This window comes from Kitasatospora sp. NPDC059722 (assembly GCF_042733235.1).
Taxonomy (GTDB): domain Bacteria; phylum Actinomycetota; class Actinomycetes; order Streptomycetales; family Streptomycetaceae; genus Kitasatospora.
In genome coordinates, this window is the sequence record NZ_JBHWGD010000008.1 from 90,289 (window position 1) to 116,721 (window position 26,433).

The 26,433-nt window shown below is 72.5% G+C and carries 22 protein-coding genes; 8 read left to right on the forward strand and 14 right to left on the reverse strand.

All coding sequences use genetic code 11. From position 1 onward, the window contains the following. Positions 1-144: 144 nt before the first annotated feature. The gene (locus ACFV4F_RS07310; protein ID WP_380500737.1) at positions 145-2,157 is read right to left on the reverse strand and encodes an alpha-L-fucosidase; all 2,013 of its coding nucleotides are present in this window, start codon (positions 2,155-2,157) and stop codon (positions 145-147) included. A 399-nt stretch (positions 2,158-2,556) separates the two neighbouring features. Next, positions 2,557-3,147 carry a TetR/AcrR family transcriptional regulator gene (locus ACFV4F_RS07315; RefSeq protein ID WP_380449040.1) on the reverse strand — a complete coding sequence of 197 codons (591 nt, stop codon included), beginning with the start codon at positions 3,145-3,147 and terminating at the stop codon, positions 2,557-2,559. Positions 3,148-3,295: 148 nt separating this feature from the next. Here ACFV4F_RS07315 and ACFV4F_RS07320 point away from each other — a divergent pair, with 148 nt between their 5' ends. After that, a complete protein-coding gene (locus tag ACFV4F_RS07320; RefSeq protein WP_380500738.1) occupies positions 3,296-3,832 on the forward strand; it encodes an NAD(P)H-dependent oxidoreductase in 537 nt (178 codons plus the stop codon). Positions 3,833-3,886: 54 nt separating this feature from the next. Here ACFV4F_RS07320 and ACFV4F_RS07325 read toward each other — a convergent pair whose 3' ends face one another. The 9 genes from ACFV4F_RS07325 to ACFV4F_RS07365 form a co-directional block, all read right to left on the reverse strand. Further along, complete coding sequence (locus ACFV4F_RS07325) at positions 3,887-4,597, reverse strand: FadR/GntR family transcriptional regulator (protein WP_380449036.1); 711 nt, start codon at positions 4,595-4,597, stop codon at positions 3,887-3,889. Positions 4,598-4,693: 96 nt separating this feature from the next. After that, complete coding sequence (locus ACFV4F_RS07330; RefSeq protein WP_380446208.1) at positions 4,694-5,005, reverse strand: L-rhamnose mutarotase; 312 nt, start codon at positions 5,003-5,005, stop codon at positions 4,694-4,696. Next, positions 5,002-5,682, reverse strand: coding sequence for a lactate utilization protein C (locus ACFV4F_RS07335; protein WP_380500739.1), 681 nt, complete (start codon positions 5,680-5,682; stop codon positions 5,002-5,004). The genes ACFV4F_RS07330 and ACFV4F_RS07335 overlap by 4 nt, the downstream gene beginning before the upstream one ends. Further along, positions 5,679-7,163 (reverse strand): lactate utilization protein B, encoded by a 1,485-nt coding sequence (locus tag ACFV4F_RS07340; protein ID WP_380500740.1) that lies wholly within the window; start codon positions 7,161-7,163, stop codon positions 5,679-5,681. The genes ACFV4F_RS07335 and ACFV4F_RS07340 overlap by 4 nt, the downstream gene beginning before the upstream one ends. Then, positions 7,160-7,900 (reverse strand): (Fe-S)-binding protein, encoded by a 741-nt coding sequence (locus ACFV4F_RS07345; protein WP_380500741.1) that lies wholly within the window; start codon positions 7,898-7,900, stop codon positions 7,160-7,162. Before ACFV4F_RS07345 ends, ACFV4F_RS07340 begins: the two co-directional genes overlap by 4 nt. Next, positions 7,900-8,898, reverse strand: coding sequence for an aldo/keto reductase (locus ACFV4F_RS07350; RefSeq protein ID WP_380500742.1), 999 nt, complete (start codon positions 8,896-8,898; stop codon positions 7,900-7,902). Before ACFV4F_RS07350 ends, ACFV4F_RS07345 begins: the two co-directional genes overlap by 1 nt. Next, the gene (locus tag ACFV4F_RS07355) at positions 8,895-9,659 is read right to left on the reverse strand and encodes an SDR family NAD(P)-dependent oxidoreductase (RefSeq protein ID WP_380500743.1); all 765 of its coding nucleotides are present in this window, start codon (positions 9,657-9,659) and stop codon (positions 8,895-8,897) included. Before ACFV4F_RS07355 ends, ACFV4F_RS07350 begins: the two co-directional genes overlap by 4 nt. After that, positions 9,656-10,993, reverse strand: coding sequence for an L-fuconate dehydratase (locus ACFV4F_RS07360; protein WP_380446214.1), 1,338 nt, complete (start codon positions 10,991-10,993; stop codon positions 9,656-9,658). The genes ACFV4F_RS07355 and ACFV4F_RS07360 overlap by 4 nt, the downstream gene beginning before the upstream one ends. Before the next feature lie 11 nt (positions 10,994-11,004). Beyond that, positions 11,005-11,856: a fumarylacetoacetate hydrolase family protein gene (locus ACFV4F_RS07365; protein ID WP_380500744.1), complete on the reverse strand. Its 852-nt coding sequence runs from the start codon at positions 11,854-11,856 to the stop codon at positions 11,005-11,007. 346 nt (positions 11,857-12,202) lie between these two features. On the opposite strand from ACFV4F_RS07365, the gene ACFV4F_RS07370 reads away from it, so the two are divergent. The 3 genes from ACFV4F_RS07370 to ACFV4F_RS07380 all read left to right on the forward strand — a co-directional run bounded on the left by ACFV4F_RS07370 (position 12,203) and on the right by ACFV4F_RS07380 (position 15,913). Beyond that, complete coding sequence (locus tag ACFV4F_RS07370; RefSeq protein WP_380500745.1) at positions 12,203-13,255, forward strand: sugar ABC transporter substrate-binding protein; 1,053 nt, start codon at positions 12,203-12,205, stop codon at positions 13,253-13,255. Between the two features lie 83 nt (positions 13,256-13,338). Continuing rightward, entirely contained in the window at positions 13,339-14,898 is a 1,560-nt protein-coding gene (locus ACFV4F_RS07375) for a sugar ABC transporter ATP-binding protein (RefSeq protein ID WP_380446217.1), read from the forward strand. Next, positions 14,882-15,913, forward strand: coding sequence for an ABC transporter permease (locus ACFV4F_RS07380; protein ID WP_380497091.1), 1,032 nt, complete (start codon positions 14,882-14,884; stop codon positions 15,911-15,913). The genes ACFV4F_RS07375 and ACFV4F_RS07380 overlap by 17 nt, the downstream gene beginning before the upstream one ends. A 75-nt stretch (positions 15,914-15,988) precedes the next feature. On the opposite strand, the gene ACFV4F_RS07385 is transcribed toward ACFV4F_RS07380, so the two are convergent. From ACFV4F_RS07385 to ACFV4F_RS07395, 3 genes are all read right to left on the reverse strand, one after another. Continuing rightward, positions 15,989-18,436 (reverse strand): SpoIIE family protein phosphatase, encoded by a 2,448-nt coding sequence (locus tag ACFV4F_RS07385; RefSeq protein WP_380500746.1) that lies wholly within the window; start codon positions 18,434-18,436, stop codon positions 15,989-15,991. Positions 18,437-18,548: 112 nt separating this feature from the next. Continuing rightward, positions 18,549-19,469, reverse strand: coding sequence for an NADP-dependent oxidoreductase (locus tag ACFV4F_RS07390; RefSeq protein WP_380500747.1), 921 nt, complete (start codon positions 19,467-19,469; stop codon positions 18,549-18,551). Positions 19,470-19,715: 246 nt separating this feature from the next. Continuing rightward, positions 19,716-20,786, reverse strand: a complete 1,071-nt coding sequence (locus ACFV4F_RS07395) for a LacI family DNA-binding transcriptional regulator (protein WP_380500748.1) — start codon at positions 20,784-20,786, stop codon at positions 19,716-19,718. Between the two features lie 193 nt (positions 20,787-20,979). On the opposite strand from ACFV4F_RS07395, the gene ACFV4F_RS07400 reads away from it, so the two are divergent. Genes ACFV4F_RS07400 through ACFV4F_RS07415 form a run of 4 tightly spaced genes read left to right on the forward strand, consistent with a single transcriptional unit; the run spans position 20,980 to position 26,361 of the window. Next, on the forward strand, positions 20,980-22,272 hold the full coding sequence (locus ACFV4F_RS07400; RefSeq protein ID WP_380500749.1) for an ABC transporter substrate-binding protein: 1,293 nt from the start codon (positions 20,980-20,982) through the stop codon (positions 22,270-22,272). Beyond that, the gene (locus tag ACFV4F_RS07405) at positions 22,269-23,165 is read left to right on the forward strand and encodes a carbohydrate ABC transporter permease (protein WP_380500750.1); all 897 of its coding nucleotides are present in this window, start codon (positions 22,269-22,271) and stop codon (positions 23,163-23,165) included. The genes ACFV4F_RS07400 and ACFV4F_RS07405 overlap by 4 nt, the downstream gene beginning before the upstream one ends. Then, positions 23,165-23,983, forward strand: a complete 819-nt coding sequence (locus ACFV4F_RS07410; RefSeq protein WP_380500751.1) for a carbohydrate ABC transporter permease — start codon at positions 23,165-23,167, stop codon at positions 23,981-23,983. The genes ACFV4F_RS07405 and ACFV4F_RS07410 overlap by 1 nt, the downstream gene beginning before the upstream one ends. After that, complete coding sequence (locus ACFV4F_RS07415) at positions 23,980-26,361, forward strand: beta-glucosidase (RefSeq protein ID WP_380500752.1); 2,382 nt, start codon at positions 23,980-23,982, stop codon at positions 26,359-26,361. Before ACFV4F_RS07410 ends, ACFV4F_RS07415 begins: the two co-directional genes overlap by 4 nt. Positions 26,362-26,433: the final 72 nt, after the last annotated feature.

Genomic DNA, 26,433 nt, shown 5'->3' on the forward strand with positions numbered 1-26,433 from the left:
GAGGGCAGCCGAGTCCTCCACCCGGGGGCCCTGCGGAGCGAGTCCCCCGTAATCGAGGGCGGGCGCCGCCCCACACAACCCTGGTCTGGGGCCGCGGCGCCCCCCCCCCCCCCCACACACGCGTTGGTCAAGCGGGGGAGGATCCTACAGGGACGGGTCCAGGAAGGCGCGGTCGTAGACCTCCAGCGAGCGGATCGACGCCCACGTGTTAGCGTTCACACCACCGGTGACGGTCACCCGGACGTAGCGGGTCCGGGCCGTGAACGTCGCGGTCTGCACCTGCACGGCGGAGGAGTTCCCGGTCAGGTCGGCGAGCGTCGACCAGGTGGACCCGTCGGCGGAACCGTCGATCCGGAACTGGTAGGCGTGCCCCGGCAGTTCCCAGGCGATCCGCGCGCCCGTGACCGGCCGCACCGAGCCGAGGTCGGCCTGCAGCCAGTGGCCGGTGTTCCCGTCGGCCGCGCACCAGCGGCTGGAGGTGTCCCCGTCGAACGCGTTGGCCGGAACGTTCCCGTGCGAGGTCTCCGAACCGTCGGCCGTGGCCGGGCAGCCGCGGGCGATGTCCGTCGGCACCACCGGGCGGTCGAGCACGATCGCCACGATCGTGTCGTCGGGGTAGCGGGTGCGGTCGATGCCCGTGATGGTGACGGCGTTCCCGCTCGCCGCGCCGAAGGACAGCGCGCTCTTGGAGACCACGTCGTAGACCGAGGTGACGTTCGCATCGCCCAGGGACGGCGTCGTGAAGCTGCTGCCGCCGTTGTACCCGGCCAGCAGGTGTGCGTAGACGGTCCGGTCGGCGAACGTGAAGCCGTACTGGCCGTCCACCGGGTTCCACGGGCCGCCGCGGGTGTTGTACACGGCCTCCCGGTTGGCGTTCATGAAGCCGCCGAGTTGGCGGATCACCGCGGCCTGCGTACTCGGGACCGTACCGGTCGCGTCCGGGCCGACGTTGACGAGCACGGACATGTCGCGGACGAAGGAGTTGACGAACAGGCCCAGCGCTTGGGAGAAGGGCATGGCGGAGTTGCCGCTGTACCCCCAGCTCCCGCCGACGCTGAACGTCTTCTGGACCAGGCGGCCGTACCGGATCGGACCGCTCGGCACGCCGGAGCCCTCGTCGAGGTCGTAGTCGCCCACCCATCCCGAGCGGGAGTTGGACACGGCGTTCGGCTGGTGCCGGCGCAGCACGCCGGTGAGGCCCAGCGGCCTGCCGGTGCCCGTCTCGGTGTCGCCGTACGCGGCGTCCACCTGCCAGCCGTTGCCGCCGTCCCGGTACTGACCGGGCTCCCAGAAGAACGACCCCGACGCGTCGGTGCCCTGCTGCGCCAGCCAGCCGCCGTCCCACCAGATGTCGTCGATCGCGCCGTAGTCGGTGACCAGCTCCTTCACGGACTGGTACACCTCGTTCTTCATGATCCGGGCGTTCTCGTGGTAGTCGAAACCCGCCGGGTCGGAGCCCTCGTAGTTCCACGGGTAGACGCTGTTCGGCAGTACGCAGTCGGAGGTGAGCGCGGGGCTCGGCGGCTTCGAGCCGCTCACGTCGTAGTAGCCGGGGTAGCGCCAGTCGATCGGCGAGTAGTAGAGCCCGACCCGCAGGCCCGCCGCGCGCACGGCGTTCACGTAGCCCTTGACGAAGTCCGTGCCGGCCGGGAAGGGGGCGGAGCCGGTGGTCCAGGCATTGGGGTGGCCGCTGGGCCACAGCGCGAACCCCTCGTGGTGACGGGTGGTCAGGACGACTTCGGCGGCGCCGAGGTCCTTGGCCAGCTGCGCCCAGGCGGCGGGGTCGTAGGACTGGGACTGGCTGGCGAACGAGCCGGCCCACTGCGCCCGGTAGGAGGTCGGCGCGGTCTTCGAGTAGAACATGTTCCACTCACCCTGGGCCGCTGCCGAGTAGACGCCCCAGTGGATGAACATGGACACCTTGTTGTCGCGCATCCACTGGATCTTGCTGTCCGGCTGCTGCCAGGCCCCTTGGTCGAGCTTCGGGACGCGCAGCGGGACGAGGGGCAGTGCGGCGCCTCCGGTCGCGGCGTCCGCGGTCACGGCGTCCCCGGTCGCGGCGGCCTGGGCCCGGCTGCCGACGGGTCCGATGACCGTGGCGGCGGTGGCAACTGCCAGGCCGGTGAGCATGCTTCTCCGGCTGATGGATCGTGGCATGGATGCTCCATATGTCCTGGAATGCTCGCAAAGGGAGTGGCCTGGCGAGTCAGGTACATGTATGGCGGCGCACGGAGTGGCGTGTCAAGACATCTGACGGCGATATGTCGGATGAATCAAGGCCGCTCCGCGTTCATGCCGGGAGCGGGTGAACGTTCTCAAGAAGGCGGGCAGTCTGCTCTGAATTGGGGAGAATCAGCAGGTCAACGTGATGATATGTGCCCCTGGCCGACTGGGCTTGCGGCACTGTTCCGCTTCTCCGTCGGCTCGGCCTTGCAGATGGGGTGGCCCGGAGGATGCTTAGTCATCGGATCAATCCGGTGCGGGCGGGTCGTAAGGGCCCACCCTCCCCGCCGGCGGCCTCAAGGGCGAGTGGTCACCCGCCGGCCCGGCACGTTCTCAGGCGGCGCCGTCCGGGGCGGGGCAGGCGCTGTGCACCAGGCGCCGGGCCAGGTCGGTGGTGCGGCGGGCGGGACCGTCGGGGCCGAGGACGGTGGCGGTGGCGTAGGCGCCGTTGAGGACCAGCAGGAGCTCGTCGGCGAGCTGCTCGGGGTCGGCGGCGCGGGCGTCGGCGGCCAGGTCGCGCAGCCAGTCGCGGAGCTGCACTTTGTGGGCCTTGGCGACCTGGTTGGCGGGGTGCTCGGGATCGGGGAACTCGGTGTTGGTGTTGAGCATCGGGCAGCCCCGGAAGCCGTCCCGCCCGGTGTGGCCGGTGACCGCGGCGAAGACCGCGACCAGCTTCTCGCGTGGCTCGGCCACTTGGTCGGCGGCCTCGCGCAGGCCGGCCAGCCAGCGCTCCGCCCGGTCCTCCACGTAAGCGGTGGCGAGGGCGTCCTTGGTGGGGAACTGGCGGTAGACGGTCGCGTTGCCGACGCCGCTCTCCTTGACCACCAGGTCCATGCCGACCGCGCGGATGCCGCGCTGGTAGTAGAGGTCGCCCGCCACGTCCAGGACGTGCCGCCGGTTCTCCTGTGCCGTCCTGCGGGCCATGGCTTCCTCCTGGGGGCTGGTGCTGGTGCTGCGATCCGATCCGGCCGTCCTCAGTCGCAACTTTGACAGACGGATCGTTCCGTCACAACATGGGTGACGGAACGATCCGTCACATTGACCGCCGCACCCACCGAGGGAGCACCAGGACATGAACCTCTCCGCCACGCCGCGCACCCTGGTCGTCGTCGCGCACCCCGACCCGGGCTCCTCCCGGATCACGGTCGGCCTGGCCGACGCGGTCCGGGACCTGGACCACGTCACCGTGCACGACCTGTCCGCCGCCTACCCCGACGGGCGGATCGACGTCGAGCGCGAACAGGCGCTGCTGCGCGCGCACGACCGGATCGTCTGGCAGTTCCCCTGGCACTGGTACTCGGTGCCGGCCGTGCTCAAGACCTGGATCGACCAGGTGCTGGCGTACGGGTTCGCCTACGGCACCGGCGGCACCGCGCTGCACGGCAAGACCCTCCGGCTGGTCACCTCCACCGGCGCACCCGAGGACGCCTACGCGCCCGAGGGCCGAAACCGCTTCACCATGGCGCAGCTGATGGCCCCGCTGGACGCCACGGCCCACCTGACGGGCATGCGGCTCGCCGAGCCCCTCGTGCTGTTCGGCGCCCGCCTGGTCTCCGACGTGGAACTCAAGGCCCACGCCGAGCAGTACCGCACCCTGCTCGCCGCCTGAGAACGTGCCGGGCGGGCGGGTGACCGCTCGTTCCTTCCGGCGCCGCCGGGCCGGTCACACCTCCTGGTCGGCCCAGAGGTGCGACTCCGCCTTGCCGAGGGTGTCGCGGAGCCACTGTTCGACCCCGGCGACGTGTGCGGTCGCCCAGGCGTGGGCGACCTCGGGCATGCGGCGGGCGATGGCGTCGAGGATGGCGCGGTGCTGCTGGCGGGTGCGGGCCACCGCGTCCTCCTCCGTCAGCCCGCGCCAGATCCGTGCGCGCGTGGTGGGGCCGGACAGGCCGTCGATCAGCGAGCAGAGCACGGTGTTGCCCGACCCGGCCGCGATCAGGTGGTGGAACTCCAGGTCGTTGGCGATGAGTTCGTCGAGCGACGCGTCCTCGGGCAGGCCCTCCAGCATGTCGCGCAGGGCGGCGATGTCCTCGTCGGACATGACCCGGGCGGCCATCGCGGTGGCGGCCGGCTCCAGGATGCGGCGGACCTCCAGGAACTCCAGGACCGTGTTGTCCTGGTGGAAGTCGACGACGAAGCCCAGCGCGTCCAGCAGGACTTCGGGCTCCAGGCTGGTCACGTACGTGCCGTCGCCCTGGCGCACGTCGAGCACCCGGATAAGCGAGAGGGCCTTGACCGCCTCCCGCAGGGAGTTGCGGGAGAGGCCGAGCCGGTCCGCGAGGTCCGCCTCCTTCGGCAGGCGCTCACCGGGGCGGAGCTCACCGCTCACGATCATGGCCTTGATCTTCTCGATCGCCTCGTCGGTGACTGGCACGACTACGCCCTCCTGGTCATCTGATCTTCGCAGCATACGGGTTCCGTCCGGGGCGGCCGCGGGGCCCGGAAGCACCGCGGCCGCCCCGGACGGTCGTCACAGCTCCCACACGACGGGGAGCCCGGCCGCGCCGCCCGCCTCGGAGTAGTCGTGGACGACGTCGAGGAGCTCGGCCATCCGCGCCTGCCAGGCGATGTTGACCGGGAGGTGCTCCAGCTCGGCGAGCAGCCGGGCGTAGTCCTCGCACTCCAGCAGGTGGAACAGCTCGGACCCGCTGCGCCAGATGGTCCAGGAGGTCACGCCGGCGGCCCTGATGGCGTCGGTGAGTTCGGCCGGTACCTCGCGGTGCGCGGCCTCGTACTCCTCGATCCGGTCCTCGCGGACGCGGGTGTGCAGGGCGATCCTCATGGCTGCTCCGAGTGCTCGGGGTGGGGCGGGCCGGTGGTGCCGGCGGGGTCGACGATGATCACGTCCAGGGTCCGGGGCCCGTGCACGCCCTCGACCCGGGTGAGTTCGATGTCGCTGGTCGCGGAGGGGCCGGAGACGAAGGTCAACGGCAGGCGCGGGTCCAGGCGCGCCAGCGCCGCGGGGACGTCGTCGACGATCTGCTCGGCGCGGACGACGCACAGGTGGTAGTCGGGGACGAGGGTGAGCGCGCGCCTGCCCTGGCCCGGCCCGGTGTCCAGGACGATGGTGCCGGTGACGGCGATCCCGACGGCCGCGAGGGTGACGGCGCCGTCCAGGGCGTCCAGGGCGGGGACGTCGAGGGGCTCCCGGTGCCATTCCCGGTTCCCGGGCGGCAGGAGCTCGTCGGGGAAGCCGTCGGGCACCGCCAGGCGCGTGGCTCCGCGCGCGGTGAGGGCGGCGGCGATGGCCCCCGGCAGGCCGGCCGGGTCGGTCCGGGTGACGGTGGCGCGGTAGTCGGCGACCCGCTCGGCGAACAGCGCCGTGAGGTCCTCGCCGGGGGCGGTGTGGCCGTGCCGGTAGTCACGGGGGACGGGGACGTCGTCCGGGCCTTCGTCGGCGGGGACGTCCGCGAGGGCGGCGCGGATCCGGGTGAGGACGGCCTCGCGGGTGCTCGTCACTTTCCCTCCCGGTTCTTGCGCCACCAGGCGCGGAACGACTCAGCGGGCGGCGCGGGGGTGTCGCGGTCGGCGGACCAGGCGCCCAGGGGGCCGGGGCCGGGCAGCTTGCCGATCCGTCCGTTCCGGGCGAGGGCCCGGCCGCCGAGCGAGGCCGCCTTCTGGGCGGCGGTCAGCAGCGCGGGGGAGTCGAGGACGGTGGCGGCCGCCTTCATCGCGAGTGCCTCCGCGCCGGGCAGGCGCCCGTTGCTCCGCTTGGCCCGGACCGCCGAGGCCCGCAGGTGGACCAGGAGCTTCGGAATGTCGATCTTCACCGGGCAGGCGTCGTAGCACGCCCCGCACAGGGTGGAGGCGAACGGCAGGCTGGCAGCGCTGCTTTGAGTGTCACTGCCGACGCCGACCAGCTGCGGGGTGAGGACGGCGCCGATCGGCCCCGGGTAGACCGAGCCGTAGGCGTGTCCGCCGGTGCGCTCGAAGACCGGGCAGACGTTGAGGCAGGCCGAGCAGCGGATGCAGGCCAGGGCCTGGCGGCCGACGGTGTCGGCGAGGGTGTCGGTGCGGCCGTTGTCGAGCAGCACGAGGTGGAACGCCGACGGGCCGTCGGACTCCGTGGTGCCGGACCAGGTGGAGGTGTACGGGTTCATCCGCTCGCCGGTGGAGGAGCGGGGCAGTAGCTGGAGGAACACCTCCAGGTCGGCCCAGGTGGGCACGACCTTCTCGATGCCCATGACGGTGATCAGGGTCTCGGGCAGGGTCAGGCACATCCGGCCGTTGCCCTCGGACTCGACCACGACGACGGTGCCGGTGTCGGCGACGGCGAAGTTGGCGCCGGAGACGGCGACCTTCGCACGGAGGAACTTCTCCCGCAGGTGCCGGCGGGCGGCCTCGGCGAGCTCGGCGGGCTCGTCGGTGAGCCCCTCGGGGGCCGGTTGCCCCCACTCGCCCATCCGCTCGGTGAACAGGTCGCGGACCTCGGTGCGGTTGCGGTGGATCGCCGGGACCAGGATGTGGGAGGGGCGGTCGTCGCCGAGCTGGACGATCAGTTCGGCGAGGTCCGTCTCGTAGGCGGTGATGCCGGCCTCGGCGAGCGCCTCGTTGAGCCCGATCTCCTGGGTGGCCATCGACTTGACCTTCACGACCTCGCGCTCGCCGGTGGCGCGCACCAGCTCGGTGACGATGCGGTTGGCGTCGGCGGCGTCGGCGGCCCAGTGCACCGTCCCGCCCGCCGCGGTGACCGACTCCTCCAGCCGGACGAGGTGGTGGTCGAGGTGGCGCAGGGTCCGCGTCTTGACGGCGTCGGCGGCGTCGCGCAGCGCCTCCCAGTCGTCCAGCTCCGAGGCGACGGCGAGCCGCTTGTCGCGGATGACGGTCGTCGCCCGCTTCAGGTTGGCCCGCAGCCGGGTGTTGCCGAGGGCCTCGCGGGCGGCGTCGGGGAAGGACGGCGAGCCCAGCCAGACCACTCCGCGGTCGCCGGGGGCGGTCACGTTCTCACTCCTTCGGTGGCGGCGAGGATCTCGGCCAGGTGCATGGTCCGCACCGCCGCGCCCTGCCGGGACAGGCCGCCGCCGATGTGCATCAGACAGGAGTTGTCGGCCGTGCACAGGACTTCGGCGCCCGTCCCGAGGACGTCCTCGACCTTGTCGGCGAGCATCGCGGCGGAGGTCGCGGAGTTCTTGACGGCGAAGGTGCCGCCGAAGCCGCAGCACGATTCGGCGGTCGGGAGCTCGACCAGGTCGAGGTCCTCGACCGCCCGCAGCAGCCGCTGTGGGCGGTCGCCGAGGCGCAGTCCGCGCAGCGAGTGGCAGGTGGGGTGGTAGGTGACACGGTGCGGGAAGCGGGCGCCGACGTCGGTGACGCCGAGGACGTCGGTCAGGAACTCGGTGAACTCGTGTACCCGGGGCGCCAGTTCGGCGACCTGCCGGCGCAGCCCCGGGGTTCCGTACTCCTCGGCGAGGACGGGGTGGTGGTCCCGGACCAGGCCGGCGCAGGAGGCGGACGGGGTGACGACGGCGTCGTACGCGCCGAAGGTGCGCGCGAACCGGGTCACCAGCGGCGCGCCCTCCGCCGGGTAGCCGGTGTTGACGTGCATCTGCCCGCAGCAGGTCTGTTCCATGGGGAACTCGACGGTGTGGCCGAGCCGTTCGAGGACGCTCACGACGGCCCGGCCGGTGCCGGGGAACATCGTGTCGTTGAAACACGTGATGAAGAGCGCGACGCGCATCAGCCGGTGCCCTCCGGGGTCGGTACGTCCGCGGGAAGCAGCCCGCGGTCCTTGAGTTCGGTCCAGAGCGCGGCGGGCACCGGGTGGCGCAGCATCGCGGCGGAGTCCCGGACCTCGGCAGCGCTGCGGGTGCCGACCAGGACGCCCGCCACGGCGGGGTGTCCGAACGGGAAGCGCAGTGCCGCTGCGCGCAGCGGCACGCCGTGCCGCTCGCAGACGGCCTTGAGGTCGAGCGCCCGGGTGAGGAGTTCCTCGGGCGCGGCGGCGTAGTCGAAGGTGGCGCCGGGGCGCGGGTCGGCGAGCAGGCCGGAGTTGAAGACGCCGCCGATGACGACGCCGACGCCGCGTTCGGCGGCGAGCGGCAGCAACTCGGTGAGCCCGCGCTGGTCGAGGAGGCTGTAGCGGCCGGCCAGGAGGACGGCGTCGAGGTCGGTCTCGCGGATGAAGCGGGCGAGGAGCTCGGCCTGGTTCATCCCGACCCCGATGGCGCCGACCATGCCCTCGTCGCGCAGCCGGGCCAGTTCGGGGTAGGCCTCGCCGAGCGCCTGCTCCGCGTGGTCGTCCGGGTCGTGGAGGTAGACGACGTCGATCCGGTCCAGGCCGAGCCGCTCCAGGCTGTCCTCGATCGACCGGCGGACGCCCACGGCGCTGAAGTCCCAGATCCGGCGGTGGGTGGCGGGGACGGCGAAGCCGTTGGCGAGGTCGTCGCCGGCCGGCTCCGGGGCCGGCCGCAGCAGGCGGCCGACCTTGGTGGACAGCGTGTACTCGTGCCGGGGGAACCCGGCCAGGGCCCGACCGAGCCGACGCTCGGACAGGCCCAGGCCGTAGTGCGGGGCGGTGTCGAAGTAGCGGACACCGGACTCCCAGGCGGCGGCGACGGCCGCTTCGGCGTCGGCGTCGGACACCGGTGTGAACAGGTTGCCGATACCCGCGGCGCCGAAGGCGAGTTCGCCCACCTCCACGGCGCTGCGGCCCAGCGGCCGGGTGCGCGGGGTCACGGCCGCGGCTCCGGCCGCAGGCGCAGGCCCGCCATGCCGCCGTCGACCTGCAGGGCCGTGCCGGTGACGCTGCCGGCGGCCGGGGAGGCCAGGTAGGCGACGGCGGCGGCGACCTCCTCGGCGGTGACCAGGCGGCCGTGCGGCTGGCGGCTGTCGAGTGCCGCGCGCTCGGCGGCCGGGTCGTCCGCGGAGTTCAGCAGCCGTCCGACCCACGGGGTGTCCACGGTGCCGGGGTTGACGCAGTTGACCCGGATGCCCTCGCGGACGTGGTCGGCGGCCATGGCCAGGGTGAGCGAGAGCACGGCGCCCTTGCTGGCCGAGTAGAGCGCGCGCTGGGGCAGGCCGGCGGTGGCGGCGATGGAGCAGGTGTTCACCACCGCGGCCCGGGTCGAGCGGCGCAGGTGCGGAAGGGCGGCCCGGGTGGTGCGCACGACGCCGAGCAGGTTGACATCGAGGACGCGGTGCCACTGCTCGTCGAGGTTGTCCTCCACGGTTCCGATCGCGCCGATGCCCGCGTTGTTGACCAGGATGTCGATCCCGCCGAGGGCCTCGGCCGCCGCCCGGACGCCGTCGCGCACGGAGGCGTCGTCGCTGACGTCGGCGGTGAAGCCCAGCAGCGGCTCCTTCACCCCCGACGGGTCGAGGTCGAGGACGGCCACGCGGGCGCCGCGCTCCGCGAGCAGGGACGCGGTGGCGAGGCCGATCCCGGAGGCGCCGCCGGTGACGAGCGCCGTCAGTCCGTCGAGTTCTGCGGTCGTCATGCGCTTGCCCCCTCCGTCTGCGTCAGTTCGGCGGCCCAGAACGTACCGCGCGGGTAGTGGTAGGTGTCCAGTGCGGACTGGTGCATGGCGGCGGAGAACCCGGGCGCGGTGGGCGCGCGGTAGTGGCCGTCGGTGATCACCACGGGGTCGAGGAAGTGCTCGTGGAGGTGGTCGACGAACTCGATGACGCGGTCCTCGGTGGTGCCGGTGAGCGCCACGTAGTCGAACATGGACAGGTGCTGGACGAGCTCGCACAGGCCCACGCCGCCGGCGTGCGGGCACACCGGGACGCCGAACTTCGCGGCCAGCAGGAGGATCGCGAGGTTCTCGTTGACGCCGCCGACCCGCGCGGAGTCCAGCTGGAGGACGTCGATCGCGTCGGCCTGGAGCAGCTGCTTGAACACGATGCGGTTCTGCACGTGCTCGCCGGTGGCGACCTTGACCGGGTGGACGCCGCGGCGGACGCTGGCGTGGCCGAGGACGTCGTCGGGGCTGGTGGGCTCCTCGATCCAGTACGGGTCGAACTCGGCGAGGGCGTTGGTCCACTCGATGGCCTCGCCGACGTTCCAGCGCTGGTTGGCGTCGATGGCCATCCGGATGTCGGGTCCGACGGCGGCGCGGGCGGCGCGGCAGCGGCGGATGTCGTCGGCGAGGTCGGCGCCGACCTTGAGCTTGATCTGGGTGAAGCCGTCGGCGATGGCCGCCTTGGCGAGGCGGGTGAGCTTCTCGTCGGAGTAGCCGAGCCAGCCGGGGGAGGTGGTGTAGGCGGGGTAGCCGCGCTCGAGGAGCCGGGCGGCGCGTTCGGCGGCGCCCTCCTTGCCCTTGGTCAGCAGCTCCAGGGCCTCGTCGGGGGTGATGGCGTCGGCGATGTAGCGGAAGTCGACCTGGGAGACGAGCCAGGCGGGGTCGGCGTCGGCGAGCAGCTGCCACAGCGGCTTGCCCTCCGCCTTGGCGGCGAGGTCCCAGACGGCGTTGACGACGGCGCCGATGGCCATGTGCATCACGCCCTTCTCGGGGCCGAGCCAGCGCAGCTGGCTGTCGCCGATCAGGTCGTGGTAGAGCGAGCCGGGGTCGGCGCAGAGCTCGGCGACCGGGCGCCCGAGGACGTGCGGGCGGAGCGCGTCGATGGCAGCCACCTGGACGTCGTTGCCGCGTCCGATGGTGAAGGTGAAGCCGTGGCCCTCGGGGCCGCCGTCGGAGGTCCGCAGGACGACATAGGCGGCGGAGTAGTCGGGGTCGGGGTTCATCGCGTCGGACCCGTCCAGCTCCCGCGAGGTGGGGAAGCGGATGTCGTAGGTGTCGACGGCGGTGATCCGCGCAGTGGTTGCGGACAAGGGGGTGCCTTTCACGCGTTGATGAACGTCTGGCGCTGGGTGCCGAGGCCGTCGATGGACAGCTCGACGGTGTCGCCCGCGCGCAGGTAGGGGGTGCCGGGCAGGCCGAGGGCCACGCCGGCGGGGGTGCCGGTGTTGATGACGTCGCCGGGGTTGAGCACCATGTACTGGCTGAGGTACCAGACCAGGTAGGCGACGTCGAAGATCATGTTCTTGGTGCTGCCGTCCTGGCGCTGCTCGCCGTTGACGCTCAGCCGCAGCGCGAGGTCCTGCGGGTCGCCGGCCTCGTCCGGGGTGACCAGCCAGGGGCCGAGCGGGTTGAAGGTCTCGCAGGACTTGCCGATGTCCCACTGGGCGGAGAACTCCAGCTGGAACTCCCGCTCGGAGACGTCGTTGCTGATCGCGTAGCCCGCGATGCACTGCGCCGCCTCGCCCGGGTCGGCGAGGTAGCGGGCCCGGCGGCCGATGACGACGGCGAGCTCGACCTCCCAGTCGGTCTTCACCGAGCCGCGCGGGATCAGGACCTCGTCGAAGGGTCCGACGACCGTGGACGGGTCCTTCATGAAGACCACCGGCCGCTCGGGGACGGCGGCGCCGGTCTCCTCGGCGTGGTCGCGGTAGTTGAGGCCGATGCAGACCACCTTGCCGGGGCGGGCGACGGGGGCCGCGATCCGCAGGTCGGACGCGTCCACGACGGGCAGCGAACCCTCGGCCAGTGCGGCGCGGACCCGGCCGATCCCGCCCGAGGCGAGGAAGGCCCCGTCGATGTCCCCGGTCAGGCCCGCGAGGGCGTAGACCGTTCCGTCCTCGTCGCGGACGGCCGGCGTCTCCGCTCCCGGCTCGCCGACTCGCAGCAGCTTCATGGTGGCTCCCATCAACACATCGGATGTATCCGTGGTGTCACGACCATACGAGGCTGCCTCGGGCATCGCAAGGATTCCTCCGATGTTTGCTCGCGGGCTGCCCGGACTCGCCCTCAACTGTGCAGGTGAAACCGCGTAATTGGGCCCTGGTTGAGGTGCGGGAGGGGGTGCGGATCACGGTTGGGAATCATCCGAGGTTTCCTCTTGTCAGTCGGATTTCCGGCTCGTAAAGTCCTCGTCACCAGCAGCCATCCGATGACTGCCGCCGGATGCCCGGACGCCTCGCGATCCGCCCCCACCCGCGCCGCGGCGGCGCCGGCCTTCCCAGCCAAGGAGACCCAGCACCATGAAGCCTCGCTCCTCCAGAATCGCGGCTACGGCCGCCGCCGTGGCCCTCCTGGCGGGGTTCGCCACGGCCTGCAACCGCGGCAGCGACTCGACCTCCTCCGCCTCCGGCGGCGGCAAGCCCGCGATCGGCATCGACCTGCCCCGCGCGGACTCCGACTTCTGGAACTCCTACGCGCAGTACATCAAGCAGGGCGCCTCCTCCCAGGGCCTGAACACCCTGCCGGTGAGCAACTCGCAGAACGACGTGACCAAGCTGGTCGCCAACGTCCAGGTCTTCCAGAACACCGGGGCCAAGGCCGTCGTCATGGCCCCGCAGGACACCGGGGCGATCGCCTCCACCCTGGACCAGCTCTCCGCCAAGAAGATCCCGGTCGTCAGCATCGACACCCGGCCCGACAAGGGCAACGTCTACATGGTCGTGCGCGCCGACAACAAGGCCTACGGCACCAAGGCCTGTGAATTCCTCGGCAAGCAGCTCGGCGGCAAGGGCAAGGTCGCCGAACTCCAGGGCGCGCTCAGCTCCATCAACGGCCGCGACCGCTCCGAGGCCTTCGCCGCCTGCATGAAGGAGAAGTTCCCCGACATCCAGGTGATCGAGCTCGCCACCGACTGGAAGGGCGACGTCGCCTCCGCGAAGCTCCAGTCCACGCTCGCCGCCAACGCCGACCTCGGCGGGATCTACATGCAGGCCGGCGGCGTCTTCCTGCAGCCGACCCTCGCCCTGCTCCAGCAGAAGGACCTGCTCAAGCCGGCGGGCCAGCCGGGCCACATCGCCATCGTCTCCAACGACGGCATCCCGCAGGAGTTCGACGCCATCCGCAAGGGCGACATCGACGCCACCGTCTCCCAGCCCGCCGACCTGTACGCCAAGTACGCGCTCTTCTACGCGCAGGCGGGTGCCGAGGGCAAGACCTTCCAGCCCGGCGCGACCGACCACGACTCCACCATCATCCAGCTGCCCAACGGCCTGGAGGACCAGCTCCCCGCGCCCCTGGTCACCAAGGACAACGTCGACGACAAGGCCCTGTGGGGCAACAACGTCAGCAAGTGACCAAGCCCCCGCGGGCAGGCGGAGCACGGCACCCAGGCCGATGGCCCGCCCGCCCGCGGGACCCACGGAGAGGACACCCCGCCATGGCGGATCCCAGCCCCGTCCGGGGCCCCGTCGTCGAGGCCGACGGGATCAGCAAGCGCTTCGGCGCCACCGTCGCCCTCAGCGACGCCCGCATCTCGGTCGCCCCCGGTGAATCGCACGCCCTGGTCGGGCGCAACGGCGCGGGCAAATCCACCCTCGTCTCGATCCTCACCGGGCTGCAGAACCCCGACACCGGCACCCTGCGGTACAACGGCGAACCCGCCCCCGCCCCGGGCGACACCGACGCCTGGCGCTCGCGCGTCGCCTGCGTCTACCAGCGCTCCACGATCATCCCCGCGCTGACCGTCGCGGAGAACCTCTTCTTGGACCGGCAGAGCACCGGCGCGCTGCGCCCGATCAGCTGGAAGCGACTGCGGCACCGGGCGAGCGAGTTGCTCGCCGAGTACGGCGTGGACGTCGACCCGACGGCCCGCGCCGAGGACCTCACCGTCGAGCAGCGCCAGTTCGTCGAGATCGCCCGCGCACTGTCCTTCGGCGCCCGGTTCATCATCCTGGACGAGCCCACCGCCAAGCTCGACGCCCGCGGCATCGAGAAGCTCTTCGCCAAACTGCGCGGACTCCAGGAGCAGGGCGTCGCGTTCCTGTTCATCTCGCACCACCTGCAAGAGGTCTACGAGCTCTGCAGCACCGTCACGGTCTACCGCGACGCCCGGCACATCGTCACCGCCCCGGTCGCCGGCCTCGACCAGCACGCCCTGGTGGAAGCGATGACCGGCGAGTCCTCCCGCGGCGTGGAGCCCAGCTGGTCGGTGACCGGCCGAGCGCTCCCGGACGACGCGCCGCCGCTGCTCGGCGTCACGGGCCTGAGCCTGGCCGGCCACTACGGGGACGTCGACCTGACCGCCCGGCCCGGCGAGGTGGTCGGCCTGGCCGGCGCCGCCGCCAGCGGCAACGTCCAGCTCGGCGAGACCCTCGCGGGACTGCACCGGCCGGTCGCCGGGACCGTCACCGTCGCCGGACGACCGGTGCGCACCGGAAAGGTCCCCGCCGCGCTCGCCGCCGGCATCGGGTTCGTCCCCGAGGACCGGCACATCCAGGGACTGATCCCGCAGCGCAGCGTCGCCGAGAACGCGACCCTCACCGTCACCGACCAGCTCGGCCCGTACGGCACCGTCCTGCCCTCGCGCACGCGCGGCTTCGCCCAGCGCATGATCGGCGACCTCGACATCAAGACCCCCGGCCCCGGCACCCCGGTGTCCGCGCTGTCCGGAGGCAACCAGCAGAAGGTCGTCATCGCCCGCGCGCTGGCCACCGAGCCGCACGTCCTGGTCGCCATCCGCCCGACCAACGGCGTCGACATCAAGTCCAAGGAATCCCTGCTCGGCACCATCCGCCAGGTCGCCGACGACGGGAGGACCGCCCTGATCGTCTCCGACGAACTCGACGACCTGCGCGTCTGCGACCGCGTCCTGGCCATGTTCCAGGGGCGCGTGGTAGCCGAGTTCGAATCCGGCTGGAGCGACGAAGAACTGGTCGCGGCCATGGAGGGCATGTCCGGCCCGACCGACACGAAGGAAAGCAATGTCTCCCACCACTGAGCTCCCCGAGCTCCCCGGCGCGGCGGCCGACGTCCCCGCGGGCCGCCGCCTCGACCTCGCCCGCTACCGCGATCTGTCGCTCGTCCCGGTCCTGTTCGTGCTGGGCGTCATCGGCTTCATCGTGTCGCCGGCGTTCCTCACCTCCGACAACCTCCTCGGCGTCGGCCAGCAGGCCACCGAACTGAGCCTGCTGGTCCTCGCCGAGGCGCTCATCCTGATCGCCGGGCGGATGGACCTCTCCCTGGAATCCACCATCGGCGTCGCCCCGGTGATCGCCGTCTGGCTCGTCCTGCCCGATCACGGCGCCCGCTTCAACGGCCTCGGGCTCTTCCCCACCTGGACCGCCATCCCCCTGTGCCTGCTGGTCGGCGCCCTCATCGGCGCGATCAACGGCTTCCTCATCCTGAAGCTGCGCCTCAACGGCTTCATCGTCACCCTCGGCGCGCTCACGCTGCTCCGCGGCCTCCAAGTCGCCATCTCCCAGGGCCAGTCCATCGTCAACGTGCCGGACTCCTTCCGCTACCTCGGCAGCGCGAGCTGGCTCGGCGTCCCGGCCGCGATCTGGATCTGCGCCCTGCTCTTCCTGATCGGCGGCAGCGCCCTCGCCTGGCTGCGGCACGGCCGTGCGCTGTACGCGATCGGCGGAAACGCCGAGGCCGCCCGGGCCGCGGGCATCCGCGTCGACCGGATCACCTGGGCCGTGCTGATCCTCGGCGGCCTGCTCGCCGCCTTCGCCGGCGTCCTCTACACCGGCCACTACGGCTCGATCTCCGCCGATCAGGGCAACGGCTGGATCTTCCAGGTCTTCGCCGCCACCGTCATAGGGGGCGTCAGCCTCAACGGCGGCCGCGGCACGCTCTTCGGCGCCCTCACCGGTGTCCTGACGCTCCAGCTCGTGGTCAACGTCATGACCCTGGCCGGTGTCCCGCCCCTGTGGAACCAGTTCCTCAACGGCGCGATCATCATCATCGCGCTGATCATCTCCCGCTACGCCTCCGGCGAGAAGCAGGAGTAGTCCGAGGGCCGTCACCCGACCGTGCCGGACCGTCCCGTCCGGCACGGCCGCGTCGTGGGCCGGCGGCGTCCGGGATCACGTCGGGCCGAGGCTCTGGGCGCACCAGATGGTCTTGCCGCTGGTGCTGTGCCGGGTGCCCCAGCCCTGGGTGAGCTGGGCGACGAGCATCAGGCCCCGGCCGCCCTCGTCGAAGGTGCGCGCCCGGCGCAGGTGCGGGGAGGTGTCACTGCCGTCGGAGACCTCGCAGATCAGCGAGGTGTTCCGGATCAGCCGCAGCCTGATGGGCGGTTGGCCGTACTTGATCGCGTTGGTGACGAGCTCGCTGACGACCAGTTCGGTGACGAACGCCGTCTCCTCCAGGCCCCAGACGGCCAGTTGGTCGGCGGCCAGCCGCCTGGCGTGCGCGACCTGCGCGAAGTCGGACTCGATGTCCCAGTCGGCGACGTGGTCGGGGTCCAGCGCGCGGGTGCGGGCGAGCAGCAGGGCCGCGTCGTCGGTGCGGTGCTCTGCCAGCATGGCCTTCATCGCCGTGTCGCAGAGCGCCTCCAGCGACGCGGCCGGCTCGCTGAGGACCCGGAGCAGATCGGCGGTCCCCTGCTCGGCGCCGCGCTCGCGGCTCTCCACCAGGCCGTCGGTGTAGAGGGCGAGCAGACTGCCTTCGGGCAGCTCGATCTCGATCGCCTCGAACGGCAGCCCGCCGACGCCGAGCGGGGGCCCCGGCTGCGCTTCGACGGCGGTGCCGGTGCCGTCCGGCGAGACGACCAGGGGCAGCGGATGGCCCGCGCTCGCCATCGCGCAGCGGCGGGAGACCGGGTCGTACACGGCGTACAGGCAGGTGGCGCCGGTCTCGCCGGTCGGCTCGTAGCCGCCGTCGGGGCGGGGGTCGTCGGGGAGGTGGAGGACCAGGTCGTCCAGGTGGGTGAGCAGCTCGTCGGGCGGCAGGTCCACGTCGGCCAGGGTGCGGACCGCCGTGCGCAGCCTTCCCATGCTGGCCGAGGCGTGCACGCCGTGGCCGACGACGTCGCCGACGACCAGGGCGACCCGGGCGCCGGACAGCGCGATGACGTCGAACCAGTCACCGCCCACGCCGGCGCCGGCTCCCGCGGGCAGGTAGCCGGAGGCCACGTCGATCGCTCCGTGGTACGGCAGCCGCTGGGGCAGCAGGCTGCGTTGCAGGGTCAGCGCGAGGGCGTGCTCGCGCGTGTACCGGCGGGCGTTGTCGATGGCGACGGCGGCCTTGGCGGCCAGTTCCTCGGCCAGGATCAGGTCGTCGGCGGTGAAGGCCTCGGGCCGGTCGCGGCGGGCGAAGGCGACGACGCCGAGCACGGCGCCGCGTGCCAGCAGCGGCACGGTGATCTTGCCGGTCAGCCCCTTCGCGGCGATGGACCGGTCGATCAGCGGGGTGCCCGGCGGCCAGTGGGCGGGATCGGCGGCGAGACCGGGGCCGAAGGCCCATTCGCCGCCCTGGTTGGGTTCGGCGGCGAGCTGCACCACGGACCTGCCGGCGGACATGCAGCGGGCGGCGACGGAACCGGGGGCGTAGCTGACCCGCGCGGACGGTCCGGGCGGCAGGTCGGGGTCCTCCTTCGCGCTGTGCCGGGCGGCGCGGCCGAGCGTGATGGTGCCGCCCGCGGCGACCGCGGCGGAGGCGGGCGGTTCCTCCCCGCGCAGCACCTCGTCGAAGAGGTCGACGGTGACGAGGTCGGCGAAGCCCGGCACCGGGGTCTCGGCCAGTTCCCGGGCGGTGCTGGTCACGTCCAGGGTCCGGCCGATGCCCCGGGTGGCCTCGTTGAGGATGAGTAGGCGCTGGCGGGCCCAGTACTCGGCGCTCATGTCGAAGCCCCAGTTGGCGACCGCGCGCACCGTGCCCCCGGCGTCCCGGACGGGCCAGATGCTGGTGGCCCAGGCGTTCGCGTAGGCGCTGCCCAGCGGTTTGAAGATCGTGATGAGCCGCGCGGGCACGCCCGTCCTGGCCACCTCGGAGAGCTTGTCGGTGTACGGGACGCCCTGCAGCTCGGGGAACAGCTCGCGGTACTCCTCACCGCGGATCTGCTCCTCCGTGTGCGCGATCACCCGGCACGCGGCGGCGTTCACCCACAGGAACCGCAGGTCGGGGTCGTAGACGCCGAGGGCGAAGGGGCACTGTTCGAAGGCCCGGTCGGCGATCACGGGGCGGCGCGCCCAGCGCTGCACGGTGACCACGCGGCCCACCGCCAGGCCGTCGGCGCCGCGCAGGGGGTGGGCCGTCACCACGGCGTCCACCGTGGAGCCGTCCCGGTGGCGTACGGCCATCAATCCCGTCGGGTCCGGGCCGTCACTCCCGGGGCTGTCATTCCCGGTGCTGCCATTCCCAGGGAAGCCCGGCGGGGGATCGACCAGGAAGTCCGCCACCGGGCGGCCGACGGTCTCCTCGGCCGTCCAGCCGAGTAGCAGGAGTGCGCCCTCGCTCCAGCCGCTCACCACGCCGTCCGGGTCGACCACGACAACGGCGGTGGGTGCGTCCTTCTCGCCAGTCGTCTCCACGCGCGCCTCCGTCCGGGCAGCCGTGCACGCCGGAAGGGGAATTCCGGCGCCAGGCTCCAGCCTAGGGCCGGCCCCCGCCACGCGCTCTCCCACCGGCAGGGACGGGGAGCGGTCACGGCACGACGACCAGCTTCCCGCGGGTGCGGCCGGTGCGGCTGGCGTCGAAGGCCTCACCCGTCCGGTCCAACGGGAAGGTCCGGGCGACCTCCACCGTCAGGGCGCCGCGGTCGACGGCCGCGGCCAGTTCGGCGAGCTTCGCGCCGTCCGGGCGGACCCAGATCCAGTGGCCGCCGTGCTGCGACACCCCCGGGTCGGCGATGGAGACGTGCCGCCCGCCGTCGGCGAGCACGGCGAGGGTCGTCTCCAGCTGGCCGCCGACGAAGTCCGCGACGGCCGAGACACCGCCGGGCGCCAGCGCGCGCACCCGCTCGGTCAGGCCGTCCCCGTACGTCACCGGTTCGGCGCCGAGCCCGCGGAGATACTCGTGGTTGCGCTCCGAGGCGGTGCCGATCACCCGGGCCCCGCGGTCGCGGCCGAGCTGCACCGCGAGGCTGCCCACGCCGCCGGCCGCGCCGTGCACCAGGAGCACGTCTCCGGGCCCGACCGCGAGCCCTTCCAGGCAGCGCAGCGCGGTGAGTCCGGCCAACGGGAGCCCGGCCGCCTGCGCCCAGTCGAGCCCGGCCGGCTTGCGCGCCACCGCGGGCGCGGCGACCGCGACGTACTCCGCGAAGGTGCCGGCCTGGACCACGTCCTTGCGGGCGTAGGCCATCACCTCGTCCCCGGGCGCGAACTCGGGTGTGTCGGGGCCGGTCCGGGTTACCACGCCGGCCACGTCCCAGCCGGGGACGACGGGGAAGACGGTGTCCATCATGCCGTCCAGGCCGCCCGCCATGACCTTCCAGTCGACCGGGTTGACGGAGGCCGCCCGGACCTCGATCAGGACCTGGCCGGGACCGACCTTGGGGTCGGGCACCTCGCCGTACCGCAGCCGCGAGTTGTCCGGGGCGTACGAGTCGTAGGTCACCGCGCGCATGAACGGACCTCCAGGGAACCGGTGTTGCAGCCGGGCGGGCAGGGCGCTGTGGGCCACGCTATGCCGGGGGCGGGCGGTCGGCATCCGGGGCGGGTGCCGAGCGCCGCCGAGGCCGACACGGGTGGCGTGCCGCTGCCGACTGCGGCCCGCCGTGGTTGCCGCCCCCCTGGGTGTGGTCGCCCGGACCGGAAAGGTTGCCGTCGTGGTCGATATCCTTTCGGAGGAGGTCGCCGTCGAAACTTTCCGTCAGCCCTCCGATCCTCGGCGTGGTCCGTCGGACCCGTCCGACGGACCGTCAACCGTTCGCGGCGGGGCGGTGCTGCTGCGCTCGACCAGGCTGGTGGCGAGGTCCACCCGCAGCGTGCCGGGCTGTACCCCGCGGGCCAGGTCGATGACCAGGCGTGTCGCCACCTCGGCCATCTCGGTCAGCGGCTGGCGCACGGTGGTCAGCGGCGGGCCCACCCAGCGGGCCAGCGGCAGGTCGTCGAAGCCGACCACGCTGAGGTCCTCCGGGATGCGCAGTCCCAGCTCGCGGGCGGCCTCGTACAGGCCGAGCGCCTGCAGGTCGTTGCCGGCGAACACGGCGGTCGGCCGGTCCGGCAGGCCGAGCAGCTCCAGGCCGAGCCGGCGGCCGGACTCGTGGTGGAAGTCGCCCTCGCGGACGAGCTCCGCGTCGTACGGGATGCCCGCCATGTCGAGCGCCGCCCGGTAGCCGTCGGCCCGGGCCCGGCTGCACATCATCCGGGCGGGGCCGCCGATCAGCCCGATCCGGCGGTGGCCGAGGTCGAGCAGGTGCCGGGTGGCGGCCAGGCCGCCGTCCCAGTTGGTGGTGCCGACGGCGGGCACCTGCTGGCCCGGGTCGCCGGCCGGGTCCATGACCACGAACGGGATGTCCCGGCGGGCCAGTTGCTCCCGCAGCGCGCGGTCCAGGTCGGACAGCACCAGCACCACGCCGGTCGGGCGGCGGGCGAGCACCGCGTCCACCCACGACTGGCCGGGACCGTGCCGCTCGGCGGCCTCGGAGAGCACGATGCTCAGGCCCTCCTCGCGCACCGCGTTCTCGACGCCGCGGATCACCTCCACCGCCCAGGCGCTCTCCAGCTCGTGGAAGACCAGCTCCAGCAGCGGGGCCGCCTGGCGGTTGCCGCGTCGCCGCCGGTAGCCGTGCCGCTGCAGCAGCTCCTCCACCCGCTCCCGGGTGGCCGGGGCGACATCGGCGCGCCCGTTCAGGACTTTCGAAACTGTCGGCGCGGAGACCCCGGCCTCCTGCGCGATCTCGGCGAGCGTGGCCGCTCTGGTCACGAGTTCCTCCTGCACTGCCCCTGCCGGGCGAACTCCGTTGTCGGTGGCGGTACGGCCCGGCCGCGGCCGTGTCGTACCGCACGGATGCTAGCCCGCCGACCGGCCGATGCCGATCCCGTCGGCGCTCTTGACTGTCGGTCAGGTCGGTCCTAGGTTTCCCACAGCATTTCGGCAACTCACTCGAAACATTCGAACCAGAGGGCAGGATATGCGATCGAGAATCGCCGCGATCACCGCGGCCACCGCACTCGTGCTGGGCACGTCCGCCGCCTGCGGTTCGGGCGGCACCTCCTCCGACGCCGGCGCCGGGACGATCCACGTGCTGGTCTACGGCGACGCCGCCAACAAGGTCGAGAAGCAGATCGTCGACACGTTCAACAAGACCTCCGGGGTCAAGGCGGTGCTCGACACCGTCCCCGGCGCGGACTACCAGCAGAAGCTCCAGACCGTCATCACCACCCCGCGGGCCCCGGACGTCTTCTTCAACTGGGGCGGCGGCTCCATCCAGCCGTTCGTCAAGGCCGGCCTGTTGCTCCCGCTGGACGACTTCATCGCCAAGGACCCGGGCCTGAAGGACAACTTCCTGCCCTCGGTGTTCAACTCGGCGGTGGTGGACGGCAAACCGTACGGCGTGCCGATGCGCGGCACCCAGCCGGTGCTGCTGTTCCACAACAAGAAGGTGCTCGCGGACGCCGGGCTCACGCCGCCGAAGACGTGGGACGACCTCGTCGCCGCCGCCAGGACCCTGAAGGCCAGGGGCATCACCCCGATCGCGCTCGGCGGCGGCGACCAGTGGCCCACCCTGATGTGGTTCGAGTACCTCTACGACCGGATCGCCGGCCCCGGCCTGTTCCAGCGGGCGCTGGGCGGCGACCGGGAGGCCTGGGCGAGCGAGGACAGCCGCAAGGCGCTGGCCACCCTCAAGCAGTTGGTCGACGCGGGAGCCTTCGGGAGCAACTCCGACTCCGTGAAGTTCACCGACGGCGGCTCCCCGGCCCTGGTCGCCAAGGGCAAGGCCGCCTTCGAGCTGATGGGCTCCTGGTACTACTCCACGCAGCAGGACGCCAACCCGGACTTCGCGAAGTCCGGCCTCGGCTACACCGGCTTCCCGGCCGTGAGCGGCGGCAAGGGCGACCAGGCCGACGTCGTCGGCAACACCAACAACTTCTACTCCGTACTGAAGAAGACCAAGCACCCGGAGGCCGCCGCGGCCTTCCTCAAGCTCATGTACTCCGACGAGTTCGTGAAGGCGCAACTGGCCATCGGCAACCTGCCGACCACCACCGGCACCGCCGGCTTCCTCGACCTCTCGGCCAGCCCCGCCTACTCCAAGGACCAGTACGAGCTGGTCAAGGCCGCCCCCTCGTTCCAGCTCTCCTGGGACCAGGCCTACCCGCCGAGCGCCATGACCCCGATGCACACCGCCGTCCAGCAGTTCTTCGACGGCAGGACCGACGCCGACGGCTTCATCAAGGCCATGCAGGCCTTGCCGGCCTCATGACGCGCGGTGCCGGCGCCGGCCCGGGGACGACCCGCCCGGGGCTCGTCTGGGCGGTGCCCGCGGCCGTGTTCTTCCTGTTGTTCGCGCTCACACCGATGGTGCTCGTCGCCGTGCTCTCCTTCACCAGCTGGGACGGCATCGGCGAGCCGCACTTCAACGGCCTGGACAACTGGCGCACCCTGCTCCACGACCCCGTGATGCTCCAGTCCGTCTGGACCACCCTGCTGCTCACCGCCCTCGGCGTGGTCACCCAGACACCGGTCAGCCTCCTTCTCGGCGTCTGGGCCGCCGGGCACCAGCGCAACCGGGCCGTGCTCTCGGCGGTCTACTTCGTGCCGCTGCTGCTCTCGGCGACCGCCGTCTCGGTGGTGTGGCGGGCCGTCCTCGACCCCAACTTCGGCGTGCCCGCCCAGCTCACGTGGCTGTTCGGCGACGGCAACCTGCTCGGCAGCAGGAGCGGCGCGATCGGGGTGCTGACCTTCGTCGGCGTGTGGCAGTTCACCCCGCTGCACGCGCTGATCTACCAGGGCGGCGCCCGGGCCGTCCCGCAGGTGCTCTACCAGGCCGCGGCCGTCGACGGGGCCGGCACCGTACGGCAGTTCTTCCACATCACCCTGCCGCAGCTGCGCAACACCGTCATCACCTCGGTGATCCTGATGGTGGTCGGCGGCCTGACCACCTTCGACACGGTGCTGATCCTCACCCAGGGCGGTCCGGGCACGGACACCACCGTCACCGCCTACTACATGTACCAGAAGGCGTTCAAGGGCTTCGACTTCGGCACGGGGTCGGCCATCGCGCTGGTCCTCGTGGTGGTCGCCACCCTGATCTCGCTCGCGGTGGTCAGGCTCTCCGGCTACGACCGGATGCGCGGCACGACGGAGGGCCTGTGATGCGCCGGCGCCCCAACCTCCTGGCCGGGTTCGGCTCCCTGGTGTGGCTGGTGCTGGTCGGCCTGCCGCTGTACGTGCTGCTGATCGCCACCTTCCGCACCCGCTCCGACTACTCCACCGAGGGCCCGCTGAGCCCGCCCGCGCAGTGGACGCTGCGGAACTACCTGGCCGACCTCTCGGGCGGCTTCGGCAGGGACCTCCTCAACACCCTGACCGTCACCGCGGGCGTGGTCGCCATCGTGCTGCTGGTCGTCCCGCCCCTGGCCTACGCCATCGTGCGCGCCCGCGGCCGGGCCACCGGCTGGGTGTTCCGGATGTTCCTGCTGGGCCTGGCGATCCCCGCCCAGGCGGTGATCGTGCCGATGTTCTACGTGATCGGCAAGACCGGCCTGTACGACCACCTGATCGGAGTCATCCTCCCGACGGCCGCCTTCTGCCTGCCCGTCTGCACCCTGGTGCTGACCGGCGCCATGCGCGACATCGGCCCCGAGCTGTACGAGGCGATGGCGATGGACGGCGCGTCCCCGGCGCGGGTGTTCCGGCAGCTGGTGCTCCCGCTGTCCAAGGGCGGGCTCGCCTCGATCGTGGTCTTCGCCGCCCTCCAGGCCTGGAACGGCTTCCTCTTCCCGCTGATCCTCACCCAGTCCGACTCCACCAAGGTCATCACCCTCGGCCTCTACGAGTTCCAGACCGAACACGGCGTCGACGTGCCCGGACTGCTGAGCGCCGTGGTGCTGTCCATGCTCCCCGTCTTCATCGTCTACCTGTTCGCCCGGCGCGCCCTGGTCCAGGGCCTCACGGGCTTGGGAGGGAAATGAACGGCCTCGGCAACTCCCCGAGCACGGCTCCCTGGCAGGACCCCGCACTGACGCCGGAGGCCAGGGCGGACGCCCTGATCGCGGTGATGACCCTGCGGGAGAAGACCGCCCAACTGGTCGGCGTCTGGGTGGGCGCCGACAGCGAGGGCGGAGAAGTCGCCCCGCACCAGCACGAGATGGAGCAGCCGCCCGACCTCGACGCCCTCCTGCCGCACGGGCTCGGCCAGTTGACCCGCCCGTTCGGCACCACCCCGGTCGACCCGGCGCTCGGCGCGCTCTCGCTGCTGCGCACTCAGCAGCGGATCGCCGCCGCCAACCGCTTCGGCATCCCGGCGCTGGCCCACGAGGAGTGCCTGGCCGGCTTCGCCGCCTGGGGCGCCACCGCCTACCCCGTCCCCCTGTCCTGGGGCGCTACCTTCAACCCGGAGCTCGTCAAGGCGATGGCCGCGGCCATCGGGCGCGACCTGCGGGCCGTCGGCGTGCACCAGGGCCTCGCCCCGGTGCTCGACGTCGTCCGCGACGCCCGGTGGGGGCGGGTCGAGGAGACGATCGGCGAGGACCCGTACCTGGTCGCCACCGTCGCCACCGCCTACGTCCAGGGCCTGGAGTCGGCCGGCGTCGTCGCCACCCTCAAGCACTTCGCCGGGTACTCGGCCTCCCGCGCCGGACGCAACCTCGCCCCCGTCTCGATGGGCCCGCGCGAGCGCGCCGACGTCATCCTGCCGCCCTTCGAGATGGCCGTCCGGGAAGGCCGTCCGCGCTCGGTCATGCACGCCTACACCGACACCGACGGCGTCCCCTCCGCCGCCGACGAAGCCCTGCTCACCGGACTGCTCCGGCACACCTGGGGATTCACCGGCACGGTCGTCGCCGACTACTTCGGCATCGCCTTCCTCAAGACGCTGCACGGCGTCGCCGAGGACTGGTCCGACGCCGCCGCCCTGGCCCTGGCCGGCGGGGTCGACGTCGAGCTGCCGACCGTGAAGACCTTCGGGCAGCCGCTGCTCGACGCGGTCGCGGTGGGCAGCGTCCCGGAGGACGTGATCGACCGGGCACTGCGCCGCGTCCTCGCCCAGAAGGCCGAACTGGGCCTGCTGGACGCGGACTGGAGCCCCGTGCCCGCCGCCCTCGCCGACGCGGACCCGAGCGAGCCGGAGGCGCTGCGCGGCACGGTGGACCTGGACCCGCCCGCCAACCGCGCGCTCGCCGCCGAAGTCGCCGAGCAGGCCGTGGTGCTGCTGCGCAACGACGGCCTGCTGCCGCTGCGCGGCCCCGCCCGGATCGCGCTGATCGGCCCCAACGCCGACGAACCCACCGCGGTGCTCGGCTGCTACTCCTTCCCCGTGCACGTCGGCGGACAGCACCCGAAGACCCCGCCCGGCATCGAACTCCCCACCTTGCGAGCGTCGTTGACGGAGGAGTTCGCTGACAGCGAGGTGCGGACGGTGCGCGGCGTGACGGTCGACGGCGAGGACACCGCCGGCATCGCCGAGGCCGTACGGGCCGCCCGGTGGGCCGACGTGGTGGTGCTCGCCCTCGGCGACCGGGCCGGGCTGTTCGGGCGCGGCACCAGCGGCGAGGGATGCGACGCCGCCTCGCTCGAACTGCCGGGCAGGCAAAGGGACCTGCTGGAGGCGGTGCTGGACTCCGGGACGCCCGTGGTGGTCACCCTGCTGGCCGGGCGGCCGTACGCGCTGGGCCGCGCGGTCACCGGAGCGGCAGGCATCGTCCAGTGCTTCTTCCCCGGCGAGGCCGGGACCCGGGCGCTCGCCGGCGTGCTCAGCGGGCGGGTCAACCCGTCCGGGCGCCTGCCCGTCTCCGTCCCCGCTCACCCCGCCGTCCAGCCCGCCACCTACCTGGCCGCCCGGCTGGCCCAGGCCGACGACGTCTCCAGCATCGATCCGACCCCCGCCTACGGCTTCGGACACGGGCTCGGCTACAGCGAGTTCGCGTGGTCCGGCCTGGACGTGCAGGTGGCGGAGACCGGCACCGACGGCGAATTCCGGCTCGGCTTCGAGCTCCGCAACACCGGCGCGCGGGCGGGTGCGGAGGTGGTGCAGCTCTATCTCCACGACCCGGTGGCAAGCGTGGTGCAGCCCGTGCAGCGGCTGGTCGGCTACCGGAGGATCCGGCTCGAAGCCGGAGCCGGCTGCCGGGTGGAGCTGACCCTGCCCGCCGACCTGGCGTCCTTCACCGGCCGCGACGGCAGGCGGATCGTCGAACCCGGCGCGTTGGAACTGCGGATCTCCGCCTCCAGCACCGACCACCGCCTGACCGTCCCGCTGCGGCTCACCGGCCCGCCGCGCCCCCTCGACCACACCCGCCGACTGCACCCGACCGTCGCCGTCCACGACCTCCCACAAGCCGCCACCCCGTAACGGAGGAGGCCCCTCGAACCCCGACGGGCCGTGGCTCATTCGACCGCAGCCACGGGCGCGGGTGCTCTCCGC

What these genes read in the sequence shown, in the direction of transcription:
- ACFV4F_RS07310 (WP_380500737.1), bottom strand. Translation starts at nt 2,157, where the DNA reads ATGCCACGATCCATCAGCCGGAGAAGCATGCTCACCGGCCTGGCAGTT.
- ACFV4F_RS07315 (WP_380449040.1), bottom strand. Translation starts at nt 3,147, where the DNA reads ATGGCCCGCAGGACGGCACAGGAGAACCGGCGGCACGTCCTGGACGTG.
- ACFV4F_RS07320 (WP_380500738.1), top strand. Translation starts at nt 3,296, where the DNA reads ATGAACCTCTCCGCCACGCCGCGCACCCTGGTCGTCGTCGCGCACCCC.
- ACFV4F_RS07330 (WP_380446208.1), bottom strand. Translation starts at nt 5,005, where the DNA reads ATGAGGATCGCCCTGCACACCCGCGTCCGCGAGGACCGGATCGAGGAG.
- ACFV4F_RS07345 (WP_380500741.1), bottom strand. Translation starts at nt 7,900, where the DNA reads ATGCGCGTCGCGCTCTTCATCACGTGTTTCAACGACACGATGTTCCCC.
- ACFV4F_RS07355 (WP_380500743.1), bottom strand. Translation starts at nt 9,659, where the DNA reads ATGACGACCGCAGAACTCGACGGACTGACGGCGCTCGTCACCGGCGGC.
- ACFV4F_RS07365 (WP_380500744.1), bottom strand. Translation starts at nt 11,856, where the DNA reads ATGAAGCTGCTGCGAGTCGGCGAGCCGGGAGCGGAGACGCCGGCCGTC.
- ACFV4F_RS07370 (WP_380500745.1), top strand. Translation starts at nt 12,203, where the DNA reads ATGAAGCCTCGCTCCTCCAGAATCGCGGCTACGGCCGCCGCCGTGGCC.
- ACFV4F_RS07375 (WP_380446217.1), top strand. Translation starts at nt 13,339, where the DNA reads ATGGCGGATCCCAGCCCCGTCCGGGGCCCCGTCGTCGAGGCCGACGGG.
- ACFV4F_RS07380 (WP_380497091.1), top strand. Translation starts at nt 14,882, where the DNA reads ATGTCTCCCACCACTGAGCTCCCCGAGCTCCCCGGCGCGGCGGCCGAC.
- ACFV4F_RS07390 (WP_380500747.1), bottom strand. Translation starts at nt 19,469, where the DNA reads ATGCGCGCGGTGACCTACGACTCGTACGCCCCGGACAACTCGCGGCTG.
- ACFV4F_RS07400 (WP_380500749.1), top strand. Translation starts at nt 20,980, where the DNA reads ATGCGATCGAGAATCGCCGCGATCACCGCGGCCACCGCACTCGTGCTG.
- ACFV4F_RS07405 (WP_380500750.1), top strand. Translation starts at nt 22,269, where the DNA reads ATGACGCGCGGTGCCGGCGCCGGCCCGGGGACGACCCGCCCGGGGCTC.
- ACFV4F_RS07410 (WP_380500751.1), top strand. Translation starts at nt 23,165, where the DNA reads ATGCGCCGGCGCCCCAACCTCCTGGCCGGGTTCGGCTCCCTGGTGTGG.
- ACFV4F_RS07415 (WP_380500752.1), top strand. Translation starts at nt 23,980, where the DNA reads ATGAACGGCCTCGGCAACTCCCCGAGCACGGCTCCCTGGCAGGACCCC.